We start from the raw sequence: 18725 nt of genomic DNA, 5'->3' as shown, positions 1-18725 counted from the left end.
TCATGACGCGTTTCATATTGATTGCTCTGTCGTTTCTCTTTGTCACCGTGGTGATCGCAGTGCCCGTGGCGGCGGTGTTCCACCGCGCTTTCAGCGAGGGCTGGGGGACCTATATCGCCAACATACTGGACCAGGAGACCCTGCTAGCGATCCGCCTCACGGTGGTGACGGCGCTGATTGTATTGCCGCTGAATGTGATGTTCGGCGTCGCGGCGGCGTGGTTGATTGCGCGCTACAGGTTCTTTGGTCGGCGCGCGCTGTTAATCCTGATTGAGGCCCCTTTTGCGATCTCTCCTATCGTGGCGGGTCTGTGTTTCTTGTTGGTCTATGGAGCCTATGGTCCTGTTGGCGGCGTGCTTGCGCCGCAGGGCATACAGTTGATGTTCAACCTCACCGGGATTGTTCTGGTCTCGCTCTTTGTGACCTGCCCTTTCGTGGTGCGCGAGCTTATTCCGGTGCTGATGGTATCGGGCGAGGACGAGGAGAAAGCCGCCATAACATTGGGCGCAAATGGCTGGCATCTCTTCCGCTTTGTGGTGCTGCCCAATATCTCCTGGGCGCTCGTCTATGGCGTGGTGCTGACAGCGGCGCGCGCGATGGGCGAATTCGGCGCGGTAAGCGTGGTGGCTGGCTCCATTCGGGGCGAGACCATGACCCTGCCGCTGCAGATCGAGCTTTTGTACAATGACTATAACGCCACCGGAGCCTTTGCCGCTGCAACTGTGCTCACGGCTCTGGCGCTGCTGACGCTGGTGTTGCGCGGGCTCCTGAACCGCTTTGGGCCAGAGAAAGGACATGCGAGATGACGTTCGAAGCCAGTAATATTCATAAGAGTTTCAATGGCACCGAGGTGCTAAAGGGCGTCTCGCTTGCGATGAAAAAGGGCGAGTTCATAGCGCTCCTCGGCGCTTCCGGCTCGGGAAAGACCACTCTGTTGAATATCATAGCGGGTCTGCAGCAGGCGGATCGGGGGCAATTGCATCTTGATGGTCGCGACATTACCGGGCTGGCGGCGGGCAAGCGCCGCTTTGGCATGGTGTTTCAAAACTACGCGTTGTTTCGCCACATGACGGTGGCCGATAACATCGCCTTCGGTCTGCGGGTTTTGCCGCGTCGCGCGCGCCCTGGTCGTGCAGCGCGTGACGCCAAGGTCTCGGAGCTTCTGGAGATGATCGGCCTTCAGGATCTTGGCGACCGTTTTCCGCAGCAACTCTCTGGCGGGCAGCGCCAGCGCGTGGCGATGGCGCGGGCCCTGGCGATCAATCCGCAGCTTCTGTTGATGGATGAGCCCTTTAGTGCACTGGATGCGCAGGTGCGCCGGTCTCTGCGCAGCTCTGTGCGCACATTGCAGCAAAAGGTTGGGGTGGGCGCGATCATGGTGACGCATGATCAGGCCGAAGCCTGGGATCTTGCGGACCGCGTGGCCGTGATGGATCAGGGGCAGATCGTGCAGTTCGACACCCCGGATGCGCTGCGTGACCGGCCGGCGACTGGGGCCGTAAGAGAGCTACTGCAAGGCGCGGCCTGATCCCGGCGCGCCGACCTGCACGGGACCGTCACATCGACACGGCCACTTGTCGGGACAGTTCCGCCAATGCAGCCGAAAGCGCGCGCGCGGCGGCGGCTGGGCCGGACTCAGTGACCGGGGTTTCAATGTGGAACCGTTTGACAAATTCCCGTACGCGCCCGTCTGGGGATGAAACGGCATATTGCCCGGAGAGCTCAAACAGCCCATCCGCGCGTGCGTAGCTCTGGTCAATGCGTACATCGAGCCGTGCATCGGCCGGCGTATTGAGTGGCCATGGCTCCACCGCGACAGCTGCACCCGTGCGATCGCTGAGCCCCCGCGCGATTGCAACCGACATGCCGCGCGCCGGATCATCCGCCCATTGTGCCCGTTCCTGAGAGTAGAGCGCGCCGCCATCTCCTTCGGAGACGATGTCCGACGCAGAGGCGTAGGAAGGCAGGGACACCAGCTGTACCTCGACCGTGCGCGCACTGAGATTTTTTACCCGCTCTGCGGGGGTGGCCGCGATCAGGTAGCGAGGGTCATTGGCGCTTGAACAGGCTGAAAGAGCGCCAGCAACACACAGAGATAAAACCAGTTTTTTCATATCATCTACCAAATACCAGTGAGTTCGGATCCCGTTCGATCTTGCGGGCAAGCTGCGAGACCGCGCGCGCTGCGGATTTGATTTCGCGGAGCATATCGAGCGTTTCCATATTGAAATTGGAGCGATCCCCATAGGCCGCCACCAGCGATTCTGACCGGGTCATGAGGCGCTCCAGCCGCGCGGAGAGCGCGGGCAGGCCTTCTGCGGCTTGCGCAACCGATTGCGTGGCATCGCGGGCCGAGACCATGGTGGCATTTGCGTTGTCGACTAATCCGCCCTCGCGCAGTGTCGCGAGAGTGGTGCGGATTTCCTCGAGCGCCGCCGACAATGAGCTTGGAAGCGCACGAGCCGCCTCTGTGCCAATCAGCGCATCTGCACTGGTCATCAGCGTGTTGACCGATTGGATCAGCTCTTCCGCTTCAAGGTTGTTGGCTTTGGCGGCAAGGTCGCGCAGATCGTCCACCAACGCGGGCAGATTCTCTGAGGCTGTCGCGATCTCATCTGCGGCCCGCGCCCCATCTTGAAGCGCAGCGGTCAGGTTCGCAACGGCGCGTCCCTGTTGCAACTCCTGCAGGATTGCACGCAGATCTGAGACGGTGGCGCGCAGCTCTCCGGGCAGGGCGCGTGTGCTTGGATCGTTCAGCAGGGCGCGGGTTTCTTCCAAGAGAGCCACAGCAGCTGCCGGGGCCTGCCGGGTGCTTTCGGCGGCGGCCAGAGCCTCGATGCTGGCCAAGGTATTGATCGCCTGCGCCATCAATTCCTCCACCGGAAGCTGGCTGATCCGTTCCATCGCGCCTTCTGCTGTTGCAGAGAAATCAGGCAGATCCGATGGCGCGCTTGGCATTTCCGGGAAGGGCTCTGCTGTGCGATCAAATCTGGCGGGAGGGACATCATCGAGGCGCACCAGTTCTACCATCAGCTCTGAACTCAGGAGTCCGGCAGAAGCGAGACGCGCCCGCATTCCACCCTCAACAGCGGTCTCAAGAAAGTCCAAAACGTCCTCTTCGTTGGCACCTGGCGCAAGACCCAGCAATCCGGGTTGCAGCAGGAGTTTGGCCACCAGTTTGACATCTGCCGTGTCGGTCTCATTCTGGATCGCGGCGGTGAGGCTGCCGACTTCGCCTACCTTGATACCGCCGAGCTCTACGGGTGCACCACTGCTCAGACCCGCAACAGAGTCGTCAAACGCTACAGAGATCGCAACGCCACCGGCCATGGAACGCGCAAAAGCAGTGCGCCTTGCGGTGGCCTCATCTGGATAGATGTCAAAGACCGCGCCGGGGTTCGCCGGGCTGCCGCCATCAAAGACAGAGTCGAATTCGATCCCGCCGGAAACAAGGGATGCAAGGCTGTCGACATCCAAAGACAGCCCTTCCGCTCCAAAGGAGACGGTAAAGCCGGAGGTATCCCAAAAGCGCGTGGCCGAGTTGATCCGGCGATCGTGCGGTGCCTCGATAAAGGCATCCACCACGATGCTGTTGCCGCTTACGGTCAGGCGGGGGTGTTCAAGGCGGCCCACTTCGATGCCGCGAAACAGGACAGGCGCGCCCTCGGTGATCATCCTGCCATCTTCGGTCCGCAAGGTAATCCGGCGCCCGGCGCGTCCGGGCTGCACCAGAGGGGGGCGATCCCGCCCCACAAATTCGGTCTGCGCGGATCCGGCGGTCTCGTCCCAGGCGCCTTCGATATAGACGCCGGACAGCACCGTGCTCAGCCCCGAGATCCCGCGCGAACTCACCTCCGGGCGCACCACCCAGAAGGTCGCATCTTCATCCAGAAAGGGAGCGATGTCCGTGTCGACGCGAACGGCAACTGAAACACGGCTCAGGTCCTCGGAGAAGCCGACCTGCTCCACCCGGCCAATCACCACATCGCGATAGCGCAGCGTGGTTTCATTGGCGACCACCCCAGAGCCATTGTCAAAAGCGATGTGGATTAACTCGCCGCGCTCTGAATAGCTCTTCCAGGCGATGCCAAGCGATACGATCAGGGCCAGCAGGGGCACGAGCCAGACCAGTGAGAGGTTGCGCCACATTGAAGGGCGTTGATCTGAAATCTTTAGCTGTGCAGGCTCTTTGGGGTTCATGATGTCTTCTCATTGTCCGCCAGCCACATCAGGCGCGGATCAAAACTCTGAGCTGCCAGCATGGTGAAGGCCACCGACAAGGCAAAACTCACAGCTGCAATACCGGGACTGATCGCGGCGGCATAGTCCAGTTGTACCAATGCGGTCAAAATCGCCACAACAAAGACGTCGATCATCGACCATCTGCCGATGAATTCGACCACCTCGAACAGGACCAGTCGCCTGTGATGATCGAGTGTCACTGGCTTGCGGACTGAAATTGCAAGAAATCCTATGGCGAGGAACTTTGCGATCGGGATCAGGATGCTGGCGAAAAATACGATAAAGGCCACACCGTAAGAGCCGTGATGAAACAGCTCAATGATACCGCCCATCAATGTGTTCTCGGAGGTCTGGCCAAAGGTCTTGGTGCGCAGCATCGGATAGATATTGGCCGGCACATAGGCGATCAGCCCCGCCGTCAGCCACGCCCATACCCGTTGCAGGGATGCGGTTTCCGAAAGCTCCAGCCGACTGCGACAGTGCGGGCAAACCTGACTGCCAGAGGGCGCAACGCTGCCACAGGTGCGGCAGCCCGACAGCCCGGCCTCAGTGGCCGTCAAATAGTGCTGCGTGTTTTGAGAGTCTTCCAAACGGTTAACCTGCAAATTGAACTATCGGTAAGGATTGTCACGACCAGTAGTGCGGCAAAAGCCCAAAACGCGGGCCCAAGCTCCACCCGTGCGAGGCCGGAGACTTTGACCAACGCAACAGCCACTCCGATGATAAAGATCTCTGCCATGGCCCAGGGCCTGAGGCGTTCGGCCCAGATATAGACCGTCGCTGCATGCGGGGCCGGCCGATAGCCGATGGCCATTGGGGCGAGCGTGTAGATCAATGCGCAGTAACGGGCCGCGGGCACAAGCAGGATCAAGAACCCCGTGGCCAATGAGAGCGGCAGCATCGGACCCGTCGCAAAGGCAAGGATCGTATCAAGAACAGAAGCTTGGTGGGAAAAGCCCTGTACTCTGAGCGAGAGAAACGGAAAGCTTGCCGCTGCCATCAACAGGATCAGCGCCGTTATCGAAAGCATCGCGATCCGTGTCATTGCTCCTGACTTTGGCGCGGCCAACACGGTCCCGCAGCGGGCGCATTGTGCAACGGACTGTTTTTGCACCTCCTGATCGAGATGCAGGGCGTCACACATCGGACATGCAATTATCTGATCAAGGTTCATGACAGCCCAAATCCAAGATGCGTCTGACACAAGGCCCGAAGGCAAAGCGGCGAAGGCGAACAATTAGGTAAGCAGCAACAAAGCAGGACGCGCTCGCCGGAAAGGTAACCATGACGCGCGGGTGAAGATCAATCAAGACGGGATGGGCGTTGCAGCTAAGGCGTGCTTTTGCCGCTAGGCGCAAATGGAAGGTGCGAACATGCGATGGCCGCGCGGTGAATCAGTCTCGGATGTGACCCTCGCTGGAGTGTGTTATCTGAGCGTGATACCCGCCCCAAACAAAGACACAGAGAGACCCCAGAAGGATCAATGCGCTCACATAGGCGCACATCTGTGCCGCCGGGATCTGTCGCAATCGCAGACCGATGCAGAGCGCCACCAGTGCGCAGACCGTCATCGCCAACCGCATATCCCGTAGTGTGTCGGTATTTGGGGCTGGGCCTCTATCGATCAGCAAGACCAACCCAATGATTGCGGCCATGCCGGTAAGTGCCACCACACCCCCAATGAGGGCCGCTGATCTAAAGCTCTTCATCAAAAGAAATCCAAAAATATCACAAACGCGTCTCGTGATACCGATTTCTTTGGCGCGAGTATACCCAAACGCCAGACCTTGGCCGCCAATCGATCTTGACGTGCCTTGCTCCAACTGCCGCGGTCCGGACATCCCCGACCCGGTGTAGTGCTCCGGGTCGGGGGGAGGTTTACCCTGCGTCGCGCAAATCTGCAGGCAGCAGGGCTTCGGGGATGTTCTGGTAACAGACCGGACGCAGGAAGCGGCGGATCGACAAGGTGCCAACCGAGGTGGCGCCAAAGTTCGTCGAAGCCGGGTAGGGGCCGCCGTGTACCATTGTATCAGCGACTTCAACTCCAGTCGGGAAGCCATTGGCCAACACCCGCCCGGCCTTGCGCTCGAGGATCGGTACAAAGGTCGCGGCTGTATCGCTATCGCCGTCGTCCAGATGCAGGGTGCAGGTCAACTGTCCCTGCAGCGAACGTGCAACCGCGCGCATCTCGTCCATGTCCGCGACGGTGACAACAAGGCCAAGCGGGCCAAAGACCTCTTCGGAGAGAGACTCGTTTTGTAGCCAGTTTTGCGCGTCCGTCATGTAGAGAAATGGGGTCGCGTTGCGCGCGTCGCTTTCGGTGGCGAGCACCTCGCGGACGCCTTCGACACCTGCCATACGACGCTGACCATCGCGGTAGGCATGAGCGATGCCGTCGGTCAGCATGGTTTGCGCAGCGGTTTGTGCAAGCGCTGCTGCGGCTGCATCGACAAAGCGATCTGCATCTGCGCCAGCGCGAAGAACCGCGATGCCGGGATTGGTGCAGAACTGTCCCGCGCCCATCGTCAGCGATCCGGCCCAGCCTTCGGCCAAGGCTTCGCCGCGCGCGTTCAGTGCGGCATCAAAGATAAACATCGGGTTGACGGAGCCCAGTTCCCCGAAGAAGGGAATAGGCTCAGGGCGTTGCGCGCAAAGATCGAACAGGGCCCGACCGCCGCGAAGAGACCCGGTGAAGCCGACGGCTTTGATCAGCGGGTGCTGGACAAGCGCCGCGCCGACTTGGCGGTTGCCGCCTTGGATCAAACTGAAAACGCCAGAAGGCATCTTGCAGCGCAGGATCGCGGCCAGAACGGCTTCTGCGATGATCTCGCCGGTGCCGGGGTGGGCGCTATGGCCTTTCACGACCACCGGACAACCCGCCGCAAGCGCGGCGGCTGTGTCGCCGCCAGCGGTCGAGAAGGCGAGGGGGAAGTTGGATGCGCCAAAGACAGCCACCGGGCCGATCGGGCGTTGCACCATGCGCAGGTCGGGGCGCGGCAGGGGCGCGCGGTCCGGAAGCGCTTCGTCGTGGCGGCGATCGAGATAGTCACCCGCAAGAATATGGTCGGCAAAGAGGCGCAATTGGCCCGTGGTGCGTCCACGCTCGCCTTGGAGGCGCGCTTCGGGCAAGCCAGTTTCCTGCGTGCCGATTGCGGTGATGTCATCCGCGCGCGCCTCGATCTCGTCGGCGATGGCATTGAGAAACGCCGCCCGTTCGGCACGCGAGGTTGCGCTATAGGCCGCAAACGCCTCTTCTGCGGCTTCGACAGCGGCGTCCACGTCAGATACGCGGCCGACGGAGAAGGCGTAGCTTTCGCCATGTGCGGGGCTTGAGGCAAAGTGGTCGCTTCCTGTGACCCATTGCCCGGCGATCAGGTGGTTTCCGTGAGGGTGGAACATGGTCTTGCCTCTGGTTTGACTCGGTAGGATTTGATGCAGGATAATGTATACATATTTTGGATGATGCAACCCGTTTCCCGTCGCGGCCCGATCTCGGGTTGAGAGCAGGGTTCTGTCAGTTGGCTTGATCGCCTGCCAGAGCGCGGTTTTCGGCAACAAGACGCAGCAAGGCATCCTTGGTGCGCGTGATGTGATCGCGCAGCGCGGCGCAGGCTTTTTCGACATCCCGCGCCTCGGCGTAACGCAGCAGGTCGCGATGCTCTTTCTTGGCGGGTTCGCGTTGCTCCATCACGCTCAGATGCATCCGCACGAACCGATCCGAGTGCAGGCTGATCCCCTGCAGCACGTCATTGGTCAACTTGCGATCCGCAGCTGCATAAAGCGCCGAGTGATACTGGTGGTTCAAGGTCCCCCATTTGCCCACATCGTTGGCATCATAGGAGGCGTCCATTTCCTCGAGCAGTTGATTGCACAGGGCAAAATCCGTGGAGGTCATAGCCGGGATCGCGCGGCGGAACAGATCGACTTCGATCAGGATGCGCAGGTCAAAGATCTCGGCAATCTCCGGCAGGGAGTGCTTAGTGACTGAAGCGCCGCGGTTGTTGGTGAATTGAACCAGCCCTTCGGCATCCAGGCGTTTCAGGGCCTCGCGAATGGGCATGCGCGAGACGTCATATTCATCGGCTAGGCTTTCTTGGCGAATGATCTCGCCTTCGGCGAGCTCACCGCTGAGGATGCGCTCTCGCAGATCATTGGCAATGACATCCGGAAGGGTGTTGCGAGAAACCGCGCGTTTGCCAGCCATGAGAATACACTTTTCCCTATTTGTCGGTATTTTGGATACGTTACGGAATTTTCCTATTCTTTCAAGTTGAAAACCCCACGTGCGGACACGGCGGGGGTAGTCGTGTCGACTTGCATGATGTATCCGATATCCATCATGCAAGTCGAGAGGGTGAGGATGACTCAAACTGAAGATGCCACAACGCAACTGACGCTGGACGAGGTGCGCGCACTTGCCGAGCGAGTCCTGACACATTGCGGCTACGCCTCGGCGCATGTCGCGGCCATTTCCGAGATGCTCTATCGCTGCCAGCTTGATGATTGTCAGTCACATGGGCTGTTTCGTCTCTTCATGTGCGCCAACACGATGAAGGACGGAAAAATCGATGCGGCTGCGAGCCCTCAGATCCACTCCGAGGACACTGCGATCATTCGGGCAGATGCGCGCGAAGGGATGTCCCTGCTGGCCGTCCAAGAGGCAATGCCCACGTTGATTGAAAAGGCGCGACGCTATGGTATGGCCGCGCTTGCCGTGAACAATTGTTTTCATTTTTCAGCGCTCTGGCCAGAGGTTGAGGCGCTTTCAACCGCGGGTCTTGCAGGTCTGTCCATGGTGCCAAGCCATTCCTGGGTGGCGCCCGCAGGTGGCACAAAAGGGACCCTGGGCACCAATCCGATTGCCTTTAGCTGGCCGCGCAAGGGGCAAGACCCTTTTACCTTTGATTTTGCCACCAGCGGTTTTGCGCGGGGGGAGATCGAGCTTTACAAGCGGGCCGGAAAACCACTGCCCGAAGGGGTAGCTATTGATGAACGCGGCCAACCGACCTGCGACCCCGACGCGGCGTTGAACGGAGCGATGCTCACATTTGGCGGCCACAAGGGATCTGCACTGTCGATCATGATCGAGCTGATGGCGGGGCCGCTGATTGATGACCTCATCAGTCTGGAGAGTGAAGCCGCTGCCGGGCGCCCGGGATGCGCGCCGTATCATGGGCAAATCATTCTGGCGTTCGACCCAGAGAAATTCTCTGGCGGGCGCGTAGCGCAGAATGATGCACGAGCAGAGCGTCTCTTTGCCGATATTATCGCTCAAGGTGCGCGGCTGCCGTCTCAGCGACGCTATGCAGCGCGTGCGCGCAATCTGGAGCGTGGCTATCTGGAAATCCCGAGCGCATTGTATCGCGATCTTGAAGCGCTGATGGAAAGCCCCATCGGATCAAGCTGACAACCGGCCGAAAGAGAATAAATCAGCGCGCTCTCACGGGCGGTCTCAACGGGGCACTGGCCAGTTGTGACGTGGAGCACTCATCTCGTGGATCAGTCGCCGCGTGCCAGCAGGCTTTGTGCCAACGCGGCGACCAGATCATCGGCACATGCCTGCGCCTCCGGGCGAAATTTTTTGGTGCGCAAGAGTTTGGCAAACCGCGAACCTTTCTCCATCGCGCGATCATAGAGCATCAGGAGCGCCATTTCATGCAGCCGATGCCGCACCTCGGCGATCTGATCGGTGGTGAGATGCGTCACCGCAGCATCGGGGAGCTCTGTGTCCTTCAGCAACGTCTTGAGCGTGAGTCCATGTTTCGAAGTTTCGGCTTGATCGATCACCGTTTCCACAACTCCGGCCATCTCGGCGAGGAAGGCAGCATAGCCGACCCGCGCCGATTTTTCACTAAAGCCTACTTGGCGCGACAGCAGCAGTTCATCCTGGCGTGGATCATAGGCCACCGACAGGCCGTCAAGCGTGAGCTCCGCAGGCGCGGGGCTGCCATAGATCCTGCGCAGATCGCAGCCCTCGCAAAACAGCACAAGCTGCAACAGGTCATCGCGCGACAGGTCTGCCGAAATACGACTGATGCCGCTGGCGCCCTCTGCCTTGTGAGTGAGGGAAATTCGGCCGCTGCCATTTTCGCGGGTACTGAGAATGAGGATCTTTGACGCCATGGCAGGGAGTTACGTCTTCGTCCTGTGTGGTGCAAGCCGTGGAGGTATGCGCGATCACAGAGCATCGGCGCTGTTTCGCCGGTGGTGTCCCACTGTACAACTTAGGCGTTCTGCTGGGCAGATGGGCGTTCACAAATTGGCAACGCGCGCGACTGGCTTTCTCGGCAAACCTGAGTGTAGATGATGGCAAAGAAATTTTATGCAGGCCCCCTCGGGGGTGGGGCAGGCTCCATAATCGGGCAGCACCCAGAGACGACAAAGGACACAGCATGACGGATTGGAAAGCGGCGGCTTCGGCTCTGTATGATGGCGGGTTTCGCCCGATGTTCATCAACGGAAAATGGTGTGAATCGCAATCCGGCGAGGTGATCGAGGCCCGTAATCCTGCGAGCGGCGCTTTGCTGGCAACGGTGCCCAAAGGCGGCGCAGCGGATGTTGATGCGGCTGTCGCGGCGGCGCGCGCGGCTTTTGAGGGGCCGTGGTCGAAATGGACCCCCTTTGAGCGTCAGGCCCTGCTGCTCCGGATCGCGGATCGCTTTGAGGCAGAGTGGGAAACGCTTTGTCTGTCCGACACGCTTGATATGGGGATGCCGATTCAGCGCACGCTCGCCAACAGCCGTCGTGTTCTGGGGATGCTGCGCTTTTATGCGGGGCAGGCAGTCACCATCCATGGCCACACGATCCCCAACTCCTTTCCGGGGGAGATCCATTCCTCGACCGTGCGCGAACCGGTGGGCGTGGTGGGCGCGATCATTCCGTGGAACGCGCCGATCGCGGGTTCGATCTGGAAGATCGCGCCAGCCATCGCAACCGGCTGCACGGTGGTGCTGAAACCTTCCGAGGAGGCCTCTTTGACGGTGCTGATGATTGCCCGGATCATGCAGGAAGCGGGCCTGCCCGATGGGGTTTTGAATATCGTCACCGGGTACGGCGCCGCGGCGGGTGCGGCGCTGGCGGCGCATTCTGGTGTCGACAAGATCGTCTTTACCGGCTCCACCGCGACAGGGCAGGCCATCGCCCGCGCGGCAACCGGAAACCTCAAACGGGTTTCGCTGGAGCTTGGCGGCAAATCCCCGGTGATTGTCTGCCGGGATGCAGACATTGAAAAAGCGGTGCCCGTCGCAGCCATGGCGGTGTTTGCAAACTCGGGCCAGATCTGCATCGCCGGGTCGCGGCTGTTTGTGGCGCGCGAGATCCACGACGAATTTGTGCGACGTGTTGCGGAATTCGCTGCCAATCTGCGTATTGGTCACGGCATCGAAGAGAGCACGGACGTAGGCCCGATCATCTCTGCGCGGCAGGCAGAGCGTATTGCGGGCTATCTCGCTGCCGGCCCAAGCGAAGGTGCGGAGATCCTGACCGGTGGCGCACGGGTGAAAGGCGCGGGTTTTGAAGGCGGACACTTCATCGAGCCAACTGTGTTTGGTGGCGTCACGGACGAGATGTCCATCGCACGCGAGGAGATCTTTGGTCCGGTGATCTCGGCGCTGCCGTTTGACAGTCTCGATGAGGTGGTCGAGCGGGCCAACGCGACACCTTATGGGTTGGCTGCTGGTGTGTTCTCGACCCACCTCGGGACCGCGCACAAATTGGCACATCGCCTGAAGGCGGGATCAGTCTGGGTCAATATGTACCACGCGATCGACCCTGCGGTGCCCTTCGGAGGCGTCAAGATGTCAGGCTACGGGCGCGAAGGCGGCACCGAGCACATGGAAGAATACCTCGATACCAAGGCGATCTGGATCAACACGGACTGACCGACTGAGGCATCAGGGAGGAGCGCCCCGGATCTAGGTCCGGAGCAGGGCCGCAGCGCTGTGGCCGCAAGGATGAGGAGTGACATCATGCATGTTGGTATTATCGGCGTCGGGCTTATGGGCCACGGCATCGCCCGTAATGTTTTGTCGCGCGGTGGGTTTGCGCTGAGTTTTCTGGATCATCCGGGCAATCAGCCCGTAGATGAAATTGTTTCACTGGGTGCCGTGGCCTGCGCGACGCCTGCCGAAGTGGCTGCGATGTCGGATGTGGTGATCCTCTGCGTGACCGGCTCACCTCAGGTCGAGGCCATTGTTGCTGGCGATCAGGGCGTGGCGACTGCATTGCGACAGAACGCTGTGATAGTCGATTGTTCGACGGCTCTGCCCGAGTCGACTCTGCGCATGGCCGAGATAGTGCGCGCCGCAGGAGGCGATTACCTCGATGCGCCGATGACGCGCACGGCCAGACACGCCCATGAGGGCACGCTGAACCTGCTGGTCGGGGGCGCGACGGACACGCTGGAGCGGGTGCGTCCGGTGCTTTCAACCTTTACCGAGGATGTGGCGCATGTGGGACCGCTCAGCCACGGTCATCGCCTGAAGCTCCTGCATAATTACGTCTCTGTCGGGTTCATGACCCTCTTGGCGGAAGCTGCTGCGCAATCTGCGGATGCGGGCGTTGATCCTGCCGTCTTTGTCGATGTGCTGGCCTCGGGAGGCGGGGCAAGTGTCGCGCTCGAACGCCTTGCGCCTTTTATTACCGAAGGAGATCGCGAGGGTCTGCCGTTCTTTGTGTCCAACGCGCAAAAGGACATCGATTATTACCGTGCGATGTCAGAGCAAGCGGGAGCAAAGCAAACCGTTGCAGACGGCGTGTCGCAGGCTCTGGCCGATGCGGTGGCCGATGGCCACGGTCAAGCCTATGTGCCAGAGCTCTGCGCCTTGTTCAAAAACAGCTCATCCTAAGGCAGCCACACGGCTGACCGATGTTTAACCCTGCATGTTTGTGACGTGCAGGCTGGGGGAGCTTGTGAAAAGCCCCCTTATTTCAAAACCATGGACCAACACTAGAGAGGATTACCATGACCGTTTTTTCCCGCAGTCTCCTGGCCGCAGGTGCCAGCTTTGCCTTTGCCGTTCCGCTGGCCGCACAGACCGAGATCAAGATTGGCTATGCACTGGCAGAGGACAGCCATTACGGCGTGGCTGCCAAGACATTCGAAGAGGTTGTGCTGGAGCAGACCGGTGAGGATTTCAGCTTCACGCATTTCCCGTCGTCCGGTCTGGGCGGTGAGCGCGATGTGATCGAGGGCCTGCAGCTTGGCACCGTGGAAGTCACCATCGTGTCTTCCGGCACGCTGGCCAACTTTGTCCCTGAAACTGGTGTTTTCGACATCCCGTTCCTGTTCCGGGATCTTGGCCACGCCCGCTCGGTGCTCGACGGCCCCATCGGTCAGGACATCCTTGAAAAGTTTGACGCTGTTGGCCTGCATGCGCTGGCATGGGGCGAGCAGGGCTTTCGCCATATCACCAACAACCGTAATGCAATCAACACTCCTGCCGACGTTCAGGGGCTGAAGCTGCGCACAATGGAAAACCCGGTCCACCTCGCGGCGTTCAACGCGATGGGCGCCGCGCCGACACCGATGGCGTGGCCCGAGGTGATCTCTTCCATGCAGCAAGGGGTGATCGACGGACAGGAAAACCCGCTCTCGGTGATCGTTTCGGTGAAACTGGACGAAGTGCAGAAATACCTGACCCTCTCCGGTCACGTTTATTCGCCTGCGATGCTCTTGGTGTCCAAACCCTTCTGGGAAGGTCTGAATGACGAGCAAAAGGCTGCGTTTGAAGCCGCCGCCGCCGAGGCCGTGGGTGCCATGCGCGGATACGTCGATGGCATCGAAGCCAGCGGTGTTGAAACGCTCAAGGAACGCGGCATGGAAGTGAACGCGCTGAGCGCCGATGAAAAAGCCGCGTTCCAAGCGTCAATCCAGTCTGCCTACGAGGGCTATTACAAGACCTATGGCGAGGATCTCGTGAAATCGATCGTCGCGGCTGAGTGATGAACATACGACCAGCGCTGTTGGTGCAGCGCTGGTCTACCCCCGGGGGGCGTGAAATGAAGAAGCTGGAACACTACTTTGTGGCGCTGAATGGCGGCCTTCTGATGGTGCTGATGGCAGCGATGACCTCCGTCGTCGGTGCCAATATTGCGCTGCGGTATTTTACCGGGCACTCACTGCCCTGGGCGGATGAAGCCGCGCGGTATCTGATGATCTGGATGACCTTTTCCGGCGCGGGGCTTGTCTTGCGCGCAGGGGGGCATGTGGCGATCACAAATCTGCAAGACGCATTGCCGAGCTTGGGACAGCGGCTCTTGAGAGGAGCGATCGTGTTGGGGCTGCTCTTGTTCTTTGGATTTATGGTCCACGTCGGTCTGCAATATACGCAGAGGATGCAATATCAGGTCACGCCTGCGCTGCGCCTGCCGTTTCTCTATATCTATGCGGCCATGCCCGTCGGGTTTCTTTTGTTAATGGTGCATCTGCTTCTTGTAGCGCATCCGTTCATCACGGCTGGACGTTTTAAGCCCACAGGCAAGCCTTCTGATGCGCCAACCGCTTTGCCCGGAGGCGCAAATGGCTGAGATCCTTTTCCCTGCACTTTTTGTCTTGCTGGCGCTTGGACTGCCGGTGGCCTTTGCAATGATGATCGCTGTTTTTCTGGCACTGAGCCTTGGGTCGTCTTACCCGCACCTCGTTGTGGTCAAAGAGATGTTCTCTGGCCTTGACAGTTTTCCGCTCTTGGCGGTGCCTTTCTTTATCCTCGCGGCAGAGATCATGACGGGCGGGGCCGTCACCATGGCGCTGTTGCGATTGGCGCAGTCCTTCGTCGGGCATCTGAGAGGTGGGTTAGGGCACGCCAATGTGGTCAGCTCCGCCATGTTTGCAGGCATTTCCGGGAGCGCCTTGGCCGATGCGGCTGGACCCGGCTCGATGATGATCCGGATGATGGAAAAAGGCGGGTATGATCGCTCGTATGCCGGGGCGCTCACGATTGCCAGCGCGGTAGTCGGGCCCATCATCCCGCCTTCGATCACCATGATCATCTACGCCATGCAGGATCAGAATGTCTCTGTTGGGTCCTTGTTCATGGCGGGGGTGTTGCCGGGCGTCTTGATCACCTGCATGGTGCTTGTCGCCAACGCTTATGTGAGCCGCAAGCGTGGCTACATGAGCGGTGATGTCATGCCGACCCTCCTCGAGATCGGGCGGATTTTTGTCTATGCGCTTCCTGCGCTTTCGCTGATCGTCCTGATCGTCGGAGGCATCAGGTTTGGGGCCTTCACGCCCACAGAAGCCTCGGTCATCGCGGTATTTTATGCGCTGATTGTGGGGATGTTTGTCTATCGTTCGCTGCGGATTCGTGACCTGCCGAACATCTCGCTCAAGGCCGCAATGACCTCCGGGGCGGTTCTGTTGATCCTGGGGGCGGCGCGGGCCTTTGCCTGGGTCCTGATCATCGAGGGCATCCCGCAGCAACTCGCCGAAACGATCATCAGCTGGGAGCTGTCGCCAGTGGCGTTTCTGTTGGCTGTGAACCTGCTGCTGCTGGCCTTCGGGCTCTTCATGGATCCGTTGCCGGGCGTCATGATCCTTGTCCCGATCTTGGCCCCGATCAGCTTTGCGCTTGGGATCGACCCAAACCATTTTGCCATCATCGTGATCGTGAACCTGACGATGGGGCTGACCACGCCCCCGGTCGGGAGCCTGATCTTTGTAGTGTCCTCAACGGTGCATCTGAAGCCGTCCGCTCTGATCCGCGAATTGCCGCCTTTCTTTCTGGCCTTGGCCGCGGCGCTTTTGCTGATCACATTTGTACCAAACCTGTCTACCTGGCTTCCTGAGGTCAGCGGATTCTGAGATCTACCGTGTCTGTGCGCGTGCTCCGGTTGCCGGGGCACGCTCAGTCATAGAAGGGCCAAGGGCCGGGATAATCTCCGATGGGAAGCAAGTCGCTGACCAGGCCGCCTGTGACGTCGTGCCAGTTGTAGACCGTCACTTGACCCGGCTCCAGTACAAGGCTGTTTACCGCATCTGCGCGCTGATCGAGATGCACCGCATGGCAGGGTGCGGGGGCCACCTGATGCAGCACCCCGTCGACGAGCGCGCTCATGGCGCGGTGCAGGTGGCCGGAGATTACGTGCACCGGGGCGTCATGCTCACGCAGAAGATCCAGCATTGCGGGCCCGTTGCGCAGATTGTTGCGGTCCATATCTGCCATACCCGAAGGGATCCAAGGATGATGCGTGGCGACCACAAGCGGCTTGTCTGGGGTGGTCTTCAGACTACGCGCCAGAAACCCAAGCCCGGCCTCACACACCATCCCGTAGGGAGCGCCCTCAACCAATGTGTCGAGGCCCACCATCGCAAAGGGACCAAAATCGTGATGCCATTGAATTGGGCCAGACGCAGGCATCCAATCTTCGGTGGCGAAAGCTGCACGCATGGCCTCGCGCGTGTCGTGGTTGCCGGGGATAGCCCGCACAGGCACGTTCAATGGCGCAAGCAGTTGGCGCAGATGTGCATATTCCTCCGCGCTGCCGTGATCCGTTAGATCGCCTGTCACCACCACGCAGTCCACGGGATCGAGGACCGGCAGTCTGCTGTTGATTGTGTCCACCGCGCGCGCCAGCGCCGTCGCGGTATCCGAGCGCCCGTAGGCGAGTGAACCTTCAGAGACGATATGCGTGTCAGTGAGTTGAATGAAGGACGTCATGTGCAAACTCTAGTGTTGGGGGAGGCAAATCAGGGCCTCAGGCGGAATGGACAGGTGTAGGGTGTCGCCGACAACGGGCGCAGAGGTTCCGTGGTGCAGGGCAAACAGGCGCTGATCCGTCAGCCCGGTGAGCCCAAGCCGGTAATGGGTGCCGAGGAAGGTGACAGTTTCCACCTGTGCCCTGAGCGGGCCTTTGGGGTCGACGCGCAGATCTTCTGCACGCACATAGACGGCACCGTTTGCGGCATTGTCCGGCAGCGGCAGCGGCAGGGCACCGCCGGGGAGACGGAGCGTCCGGTCGGAAATTTCTCCGCGCAATGGCATCGCGTGGCCGACAAATTCCGCCACGAAAGCGGATTTGGGATTGCGATAGAGCTCTTCTGGAGTGCCGATCTGGCGGATATGCCCCCCCTCCATCACTGCGACCCGGTCCGCGATGGCGAGGGCTTCGTCCTGATCGTGGGTGACAAAAATCACCGTGGTTCCGAACTGGCGCAAGAGCGCGGCCAACTCGTCGCGCAGCTCCAGCCGGAGGGCGGCATCCAGCGCCGACAGGGGCTCATCCAGCAGCATCAGGCGCGGGCGTGGGGCAAATGCGCGGGCCAGTGCGACCCGTTGGCGTTGCCCGCCAGAGAGCGCGGTGATCGCGCGGTGGGCATAAGGTTCCAGGCGGCACAGAGTGATGACTTCGTCGACACGGCGCTGGATCTCGGCCCGCGGCAGGCGCTGCATCTTGAGACCATACCCGATGTTGTCGCGCACGGACATGTTGGGAAACAGCGCATAGGATTGAAACACCATGCCGATATTGCGCTTTTCAACGGGCAGGTGGGTGACATCCTTATCCCCGAACCGAATTTCTGCGCCTGTATCCGGCACTTCAAGCCCGGCAATGAGGCGCAGGAGGGTGGTCTTGCCGCAACCCGAAGGGCCAAGGAGCGATATGATCTCGCCGGGATCAATTTCCAGATCAGTAGGATTGAGGGCGCGGGTGCCATCGTCATAGGTTTTGGCAACGCGGCAGAGAGTAAGGGTCATGACAGTATCCTTTGGGCGCGGGCAGAGGCCCATTGCATCGCCATCAGAAGCGGGACGATCATCACGAAAAAGACCAGTGTATAGGCGGAGGCGATTTCCAGCCGCATCGAGGCGTAGGAATCCGCAAGCCCTACAGGCAGGGTTTTTAAAAGCGGCGTGTGAAGCATCCATGTGAGATTGAACTCTCCGATAGAGAGTGTGACGACCGTGAGGCTCCCGGCAAGAATACCGGGCAGAGCGTTGGGAACCACAATATCGACAAAGCGCCGCGCCGGCCCTGCGCCAAGAGATGCCGCCCCTTCCTCAAGCGTCTTGAGGTCGATTGCAGCCAGCACAGCCTGCACCGCGCGCACCATGAAGGGCAGGGTGTAAAGAACATGCCCGACAAGGATAAAGCTCCAATGCGCGCGAAACCCCTGCTGCGCGCCGTAGAGCTGCAAGAGCGCAAGTGCGAGCGCCAGCCCCGGCACGGCCAGCGGCAGGGAAATGAACTCTTCCAGGATACGCGACAGTCGGCCGGGATTTCGGGCCAGCGCATAGGCTGCGGGCACGCCCAGGATCAGCGTCATCACAAGGCATGCGACAGCGAGCCAGATGGAGAGAAAGATACTGTCTGCATAAAGCGTCCAGACCTCAGCCACCCATTTGAGTGTAAGACCCGAAGAAAGGCCACGGAAGTAGTTGGCGGTCAGCCCCGCGAGCACCGATTGCACCGTGGGCACCAGCAAGAAGGCGCAGGCCAGCAGCGTGACCATGAGTGATAAGAGATGAGGCAGTCGTCGCATG

The 18725-nt window shown here is 60.2% G+C and carries 19 protein-coding genes; 8 read left to right on the top strand and 11 right to left on the bottom strand.

All coding sequences use genetic code 11. The features are described 5' to 3' along the window. Positions 1-2: 2 nt before the first annotated feature. Together cysW and TM1040_RS02070 are read left to right on the top strand one after the other, a co-directional pair. On the top strand, positions 3-806 hold the full coding sequence (gene cysW, locus TM1040_RS02075) for a sulfate ABC transporter permease subunit CysW (RefSeq protein ID WP_011536946.1): 804 nt from the start codon (positions 3-5) through the stop codon (positions 804-806). Then, positions 803-1528 carry an ABC transporter ATP-binding protein gene (locus TM1040_RS02070; RefSeq protein WP_011536945.1) on the top strand — a complete coding sequence of 242 codons (726 nt, stop codon included), beginning with the start codon at positions 803-805 and terminating at the stop codon, positions 1526-1528. Before cysW ends, TM1040_RS02070 begins: the two co-directional genes overlap by 4 nt. A 28-nt stretch (positions 1529-1556) precedes the next feature. On the opposite strand, the gene TM1040_RS02065 is transcribed toward TM1040_RS02070, so the two are convergent. From TM1040_RS02065 to TM1040_RS02035, 7 genes are all read right to left on the bottom strand, one after another. Further along, positions 1557-2114, bottom strand: coding sequence for a PqiC family protein (locus TM1040_RS02065; RefSeq protein ID WP_011536944.1), 558 nt, complete (start codon positions 2112-2114; stop codon positions 1557-1559). 1 nt (position 2115) lies between these two features. Then, positions 2116-4200: an MlaD family protein gene (locus TM1040_RS02060; RefSeq protein WP_011536943.1), complete on the bottom strand. Its 2085-nt coding sequence runs from the start codon at positions 4198-4200 to the stop codon at positions 2116-2118. Beyond that, entirely contained in the window at positions 4197-4832 is a 636-nt protein-coding gene (locus tag TM1040_RS02055) for a paraquat-inducible protein A (RefSeq protein WP_193339793.1), read from the bottom strand. The genes TM1040_RS02060 and TM1040_RS02055 overlap by 4 nt, the downstream gene beginning before the upstream one ends. Beyond that, positions 4799-5416: a paraquat-inducible protein A gene (locus TM1040_RS02050; protein ID WP_011536941.1), complete on the bottom strand. Its 618-nt coding sequence runs from the start codon at positions 5414-5416 to the stop codon at positions 4799-4801. Before TM1040_RS02050 ends, TM1040_RS02055 begins: the two co-directional genes overlap by 34 nt. Before the next feature lie 220 nt (positions 5417-5636). Then, the gene (locus tag TM1040_RS02045; RefSeq protein WP_044026546.1) at positions 5637-5951 is read right to left on the bottom strand and encodes a hypothetical protein; all 315 of its coding nucleotides are present in this window, start codon (positions 5949-5951) and stop codon (positions 5637-5639) included. Between the two features lie 169 nt (positions 5952-6120). Next, positions 6121-7641, bottom strand: coding sequence for an aldehyde dehydrogenase (NADP(+)) (locus TM1040_RS02040; protein ID WP_011536940.1), 1521 nt, complete (start codon positions 7639-7641; stop codon positions 6121-6123). 115 nt (positions 7642-7756) lie between these two features. Beyond that, entirely contained in the window at positions 7757-8446 is a 690-nt protein-coding gene (locus tag TM1040_RS02035; protein WP_011536939.1) for a GntR family transcriptional regulator, read from the bottom strand. A gap of 156 nt (positions 8447-8602) precedes the next feature. Here TM1040_RS02035 and TM1040_RS02030 point away from each other — a divergent pair, with 156 nt between their 5' ends. Then, positions 8603-9649, top strand: coding sequence for an Ldh family oxidoreductase (locus TM1040_RS02030; protein ID WP_011536938.1), 1047 nt, complete (start codon positions 8603-8605; stop codon positions 9647-9649). Between the two features lie 92 nt (positions 9650-9741). On the opposite strand, the gene TM1040_RS02025 is transcribed toward TM1040_RS02030, so the two are convergent. After that, the gene (locus tag TM1040_RS02025; protein WP_011536937.1) at positions 9742-10365 is read right to left on the bottom strand and encodes a hypothetical protein; all 624 of its coding nucleotides are present in this window, start codon (positions 10363-10365) and stop codon (positions 9742-9744) included. A 269-nt stretch (positions 10366-10634) separates the two neighbouring features. On the opposite strand from TM1040_RS02025, the gene TM1040_RS02020 reads away from it, so the two are divergent. The 5 genes from TM1040_RS02020 (at position 10635) to TM1040_RS02000 (ending at position 16045) form a co-directional block, all read left to right on the top strand. Next, a complete protein-coding gene (locus tag TM1040_RS02020; RefSeq protein WP_011536936.1) occupies positions 10635-12122 on the top strand; it encodes an aldehyde dehydrogenase family protein in 1488 nt (495 codons plus the stop codon). Positions 12123-12209: 87 nt separating this feature from the next. Next, positions 12210-13088, top strand: coding sequence for an NAD(P)-dependent oxidoreductase (locus tag TM1040_RS02015; protein WP_011536935.1), 879 nt, complete (start codon positions 12210-12212; stop codon positions 13086-13088). A 116-nt stretch (positions 13089-13204) separates the two neighbouring features. Next, positions 13205-14185, top strand: a complete 981-nt coding sequence (locus TM1040_RS02010; RefSeq protein ID WP_011536934.1) for a TRAP transporter substrate-binding protein — start codon at positions 13205-13207, stop codon at positions 14183-14185. Positions 14186-14241: 56 nt separating this feature from the next. After that, positions 14242-14769, top strand: coding sequence for a TRAP transporter small permease (locus TM1040_RS02005; RefSeq protein ID WP_011536933.1), 528 nt, complete (start codon positions 14242-14244; stop codon positions 14767-14769). Beyond that, a complete protein-coding gene (locus TM1040_RS02000) occupies positions 14762-16045 on the top strand; it encodes a TRAP transporter large permease (protein ID WP_011536932.1) in 1284 nt (427 codons plus the stop codon). Before TM1040_RS02005 ends, TM1040_RS02000 begins: the two co-directional genes overlap by 8 nt. Before the next feature lie 43 nt (positions 16046-16088). Here the strand turns inward: TM1040_RS02000 and TM1040_RS01995 are convergent, their stop codons facing one another. Genes TM1040_RS01995 through TM1040_RS01985 form a run of 3 tightly spaced genes read right to left on the bottom strand, consistent with a single transcriptional unit; the run spans position 16089 to position 18724 of the window. Next, the gene (locus TM1040_RS01995; protein WP_011536931.1) at positions 16089-16901 is read right to left on the bottom strand and encodes a phosphodiesterase; all 813 of its coding nucleotides are present in this window, start codon (positions 16899-16901) and stop codon (positions 16089-16091) included. A 9-nt stretch (positions 16902-16910) separates the two neighbouring features. Continuing rightward, positions 16911-17939 (bottom strand): ABC transporter ATP-binding protein, encoded by a 1029-nt coding sequence (locus TM1040_RS01990; RefSeq protein WP_011536930.1) that lies wholly within the window; start codon positions 17937-17939, stop codon positions 16911-16913. After that, positions 17936-18724 (bottom strand): ABC transporter permease, encoded by a 789-nt coding sequence (locus TM1040_RS01985; protein ID WP_011536929.1) that lies wholly within the window; start codon positions 18722-18724, stop codon positions 17936-17938. Before TM1040_RS01985 ends, TM1040_RS01990 begins: the two co-directional genes overlap by 4 nt. Between the last annotated feature and the right edge of the window lies 1 nt (position 18725).

The sequence above is a fragment of the Ruegeria sp. TM1040 genome, assembly GCF_000014065.1.
Lineage (GTDB): Bacteria > Pseudomonadota > Alphaproteobacteria > Rhodobacterales > Rhodobacteraceae > Epibacterium.
This window is presented reverse-complemented; position numbering and strand designations above follow the sequence as displayed.